The sequence below is a fragment of the Allobosea sp. CER48 genome (assembly GCF_044752385.1).
Taxonomy (GTDB): Bacteria; Pseudomonadota; Alphaproteobacteria; order Rhizobiales; family Beijerinckiaceae; genus Allobosea.
Map to the genome: position 1 here is coordinate 1 of NZ_JBIWYK010000283.1, position 4,183 is coordinate 4,183.

General features: G+C 66.4%; 4 protein-coding genes. All 4 read left to right on the forward strand.

Going from position 1 to position 4,183, the window contains the following annotated elements:
* Nucleotides 1–104 precede the first annotated feature (104 nt).
* Entirely contained in the window at nt 105–917 is an 813-nt protein-coding gene (gene tatC / locus ACIPIA_RS11320) for a twin-arginine translocase subunit TatC (RefSeq protein WP_400509525.1), read from the forward strand.
* 197 nt (nt 918–1,114) lie between these two features.
* Nucleotides 1,115–2,416 carry a serine--tRNA ligase gene (gene serS, locus ACIPIA_RS11325; protein ID WP_400509527.1) on the forward strand — a complete coding sequence of 434 codons (1,302 nt, stop codon included), beginning with the start codon at nt 1,115–1,117 and terminating at the stop codon, nt 2,414–2,416.
* A 1-nt stretch (nt 2,417) separates the two neighbouring features.
* On the forward strand, nt 2,418–3,179 hold the full coding sequence (surE, locus tag ACIPIA_RS11330; RefSeq protein WP_400509529.1) for a 5'/3'-nucleotidase SurE: 762 nt from the start codon (nt 2,418–2,420) through the stop codon (nt 3,177–3,179).
* A 20-nt stretch (nt 3,180–3,199) separates the two neighbouring features.
* Nucleotides 3,200–3,862 carry a protein-L-isoaspartate O-methyltransferase family protein gene (locus tag ACIPIA_RS11335; protein WP_400509531.1) on the forward strand — a complete coding sequence of 221 codons (663 nt, stop codon included), beginning with the start codon at nt 3,200–3,202 and terminating at the stop codon, nt 3,860–3,862.
* The last annotated feature ends 321 nt before the right edge of the window (nt 3,863–4,183 follow it).

The following is a 4,183-nucleotide window of genomic DNA, read 5'->3' on the forward strand; positions in this document are numbered from 1 at the left end:
AAGGCCAAGGCTGCCGAGACGGCCACCGAAGCGGCCGAGCCTGCTGCCGTGACCACCAAGCCTGCCCGCAAGCGCAAGGCCGCCAAGGGCGAGGAGACTTCCGTATGAGCGTCGCCAATCCTCGCGAGGGCGAGGACGAGATCGAGGCCTCGCGCGCGCCGCTCATCGAGCATCTGATCGAGTTGCGCTCGCGGCTGATCAAGTCGCTGATCGCCTTCCTGATCATGTTCTTCGTCTGCTTCGGCTTCTCGACGCAGATCTACAACATCCTGGTCCTGCCCTATGTCTGGGCAGCGGGCAGCGCCGCCAATGCGCAGCTGATCTATACCGGCCCGCTCGAGCTGCTCTTCACCCACATCAAGGTGGCGGCCTTCGGCGCCGGCTTCTTCGCGTTCCCCGTGATCGCGACGCAGGTCTACAAGTTCGTCGCGCCCGGCCTCTACAAGAACGAGAAGGCCGCCTTCGCCCCCTATCTGGTTGCGACGCCGCTGTTCTTCACGCTGGGTGCGTTGCTGGTCTTCTTCTTTGCCATGCCGGTGCTGATGAAGTTCTCGCTCGGCATGCAGCAGGCCGCGACCGAGACGCAGGCGGGCATCGCGCTGCTGCCGAAGGTCAGCGAGTATCTCTCGCTGATCATGACGCTGATCTTCGCCTTCGGCATCGCCTTCCAGCTGCCGGTGATCCTGACCTTGCTCGGCCAGGCGGGAATCATCGATTCGCAGTTCCTGAAGGACAAGCGCCGCTACGCCATCGTCTTCGTCTTCGTCGTGGCGGCGGTGCTGACCCCGCCGGACGTGATCTCGCAACTGATGCTCGCGATCCCGATGATGCTGCTCTACGAGCTCTCGGTGTTCTCGGTGCGCCGTGTCGAGAAGAAGGGCGAGGCCGCGAAGGCGGCAGAAGAGGCCGCGGAGTAAGGACGCCGGCGTCATGCTCGCCTCGTCGCGAGCATCCGCGTCCCGAGTGCTGCATCCGCGAAGACCAGGATGGTCGAGATGGGCCCGACCATGACGCGATTGGCGCGTCGATTGCCGATCTCGGTGGTTCCCTCGCGCGCGATCCCGGTCTAGAGCATCCTGCGCTGCATTCCGCAGCGATGCATGGCCGGACGACGATGTACGACATCAGATGGATTCGCGAGAACGCCGCGGCGTTCGATGGAGGCTTGACGCGACGGGGCCTGGAGCCGCTGTCGTCGTCGCTGCTCGCGCTCGACGATGTCCGCCGCTCGGCCATCGCCAAGGCGCAGGCCGTGCAGGAACGCCGCAACGCGCTCTCCAAGGAGATCGGCAAGGCGATGGGCGCGAAGGATGTCGCGCTCGCCGACAAGCTCAAGGCCGAGGTCGCGGCGCTCAAGGAAGAGCAGCCGGCGCTCGAGGCCGAGGAGAAGGCCGCCAAGGAGGCGCTCGACGAGAAGCTCGCCGCCATCCCGAACACGCCCTTCGACGATGTGCCGGTTGGCGCCGACGAGCACGGCAACGTCGTGCTGCATGCGCATGGCGAGAAGCCGGAGGAGCGGGGGCTGCTCAAGGGCGTCAACGACCCGAAGCAGCATTTCGAGCTGGGCGAGGCGCTCGGCCAGATGGATTTCGAGAAGGCGGCCAAGCTCTCGGGCGCGCGTTTCGTCGTGCTGGAGAAGCAGATCGCGCGGCTCTCGCGGGCGATCGGGCAGTTCATGCTCGACATCCATACAGAGGAGCACGGCTATACCGAGGTGAACCCGCCGTTGCTGGTCCGCGACGACGCGATGTTCGGTACCGCGCAGCTGCCGAAGTTCCGCGAGGACCAGTTCCGGGCCGGCGACGAGCACTGGCTGATCCCGACCGCGGAAGTGCCACTCACCAATCTGGCAAGGGAATCAATCCTTTCCGAGGAGGAGCTTCCACTTCGATTCACGGCGCTTACGCCCTGTTTCCGCTCGGAGGCGGGTTCGGCCGGGCGCGATACGCGCGGCATGCTGCGCCAGCACCAGTTCGAGAAGGTCGAGCTCGTCTCGATCACCGCACCGGAGAAGTCGCGCGAGGAGCATGAGCGCATGCTCGCCTGCGCCGAGGCCGTGCTGAAGAGGCTCGACCTGCATTATCGCGTGATGACGCTGTGCACCGGCGACATGGGCTTCGCCTCGCAGAAGACCTACGACATCGAGGTCTGGCTGCCCGGGCAGAAGACCTATCGCGAGATCTCGTCCTGCTCAGTCTGCGGCGATTTCCAGGCCCGGCGGATGAACGCCCGCTACAAGACCAGGGACGGCAAGGGGCCGTTCTTCGTCCATACTCTCAACGGCTCGGGCACGGCTGTCGGCCGGGCGCTGATCGCGGTGATGGAGAACTACCAGAACGCCGATGGCTCGATCACCGTGCCGGAGGCGCTGACGCCGTATATGCGCGGCGTGACCAAGATCGAGAAGGCGGCCTGAGATGCGCATCCTCGTCACCAATGATGACGGCATCCATGCCGAAGGCCTGGAAGTGCTGGAGCGCATCGCGCGCCAGCTCTCCGACGATGTCTGGGTCGTGGCGCCGGAGACCGACCAGTCCGGCGTCGCCCACTCGCTGTCGCTGTCGAACCCGCTGCGGCTGCGCCAGATCAGCGAGAAGCGCTTCGCCGTGGCGGGCACGCCGACCGATTGCGTGATCATGGCGGTGCGCTCGGTCATGGCGGAGGCGCGGCCGGACCTCGTGCTCTCGGGCGTCAACCGCGGCTCGAACGTCGCGGAGGACGTGACCTATTCCGGGACCATCGCCGCTGCGATGGAAGGGACGCTGCTCGGCATCCCGTCGATCGCGGTCAGCCAGGCCTACTCACCGGGTGACCGCACCGATATCCGCTGGGACTGTGCCGAACACCATGCGCCGGGCATCATCCGCCGCCTGCTGGAGGAGGGCATTCCCGAGGGCGTGCTCTTCAACCTCAACTTCCCGAACGCGGGGCCCGGCGATGTGCAGGGCGTTTCCGTCACCGTGCAGGGCCGGCGCGACCAGGAGCTGGTCAAGCTCGAGCCGCGCAAGGACGGGCGTGGCAACCCCTATTACTGGATCGCCTTCCAGCGCAGCCGCAAGGAGCCGGCGAACGGCACCGATCTGCGCGCCATGGCCGAGAACCGCATCTCGGTCACGCCGCTCGAGCTCGACCTGACGCATGAGCCGACGCTGACCCGCTTTGCGCAGGTCTTCGCCTGAAGCGCGCCGGGGAGGGCGGCATGAGCAAGGAGGTGCCGTCCAGCGAGGGCGAACGCACCGTGGCCTTCCTGCTCTCGCTGAGGGCGCGGGGTGTGCGCGACCTGCCGCTGTTGCGCGCGATGGAGCGCGTGCCGCGTGATCGTTTCGCGCCGGCCCGCTTCGCCGACCTTGCGCGCGAGGACGTCTCCGTTCCGCTACCCTGTGGCCAGACGATGACCGCGCCGCATACCGTCGCCAACCTGCTCGGCGCGCTCGACATGCAGATGGGCGCGCGCGTGCTCGAGGTCGGCACCGGTTCCGGCTATGTGTCGACGCTGCTGGCGGCGCTGGGCGGCGAGGTGGTTTCGCTGGAGCGCTATCGCTCGCTGGCGCTCGCGGCGCATGAGCGTGTCAGCGGCAGCGGTTTCGGCAAGCTCATCGATCTGCGCCATGCCGATGGATTCCAGCCCGACCGGACGCTGGGGCGGTTCGATCGCATCCTCGTCAATGGCGTCACGCAGACCGTGCCCGAGGCGCTGCTGATGCGACTTTCGAACGGGGGGCGCCTTGTCGGAGCCTTGCGGATCGAGGGCATCGCGCGGCGCGTCGTGGTCACGCGTGTCGGTGACGACGAGTTCGACCATGCGACCGGGCCAGTCTTGCGTCTGCCGCCGCTCGTGCCCGGAATCTCGCGCGCCCTCTGATGCCGGCCGAGCCGAGGCCGGCGTCCCGACGCGCCGATGGGCCTTGCCGATAGTCCCGGAGAAAAATCCAAAAAAGTGAATCGGGATTCGCGGGCGAAACGCTTTCGTAACCTCAACGGGACTTTAATGCCCGTCATCGAGTTGCGTCGTTCGCGAGTACTCTGTTCATGCGTAGCCAAGCCGGATCGATCAATCATCGCGCTCTCCGTCGCCTGTCGACGGTGTGCCTGCTTGCCATCGGTGTCAGCGCCTGTTCCTCGGATGCGCTGCGCTTCACCGAGACACCTTTCGACAATCCGTTCAGGACGGCCCAGGCGCCTG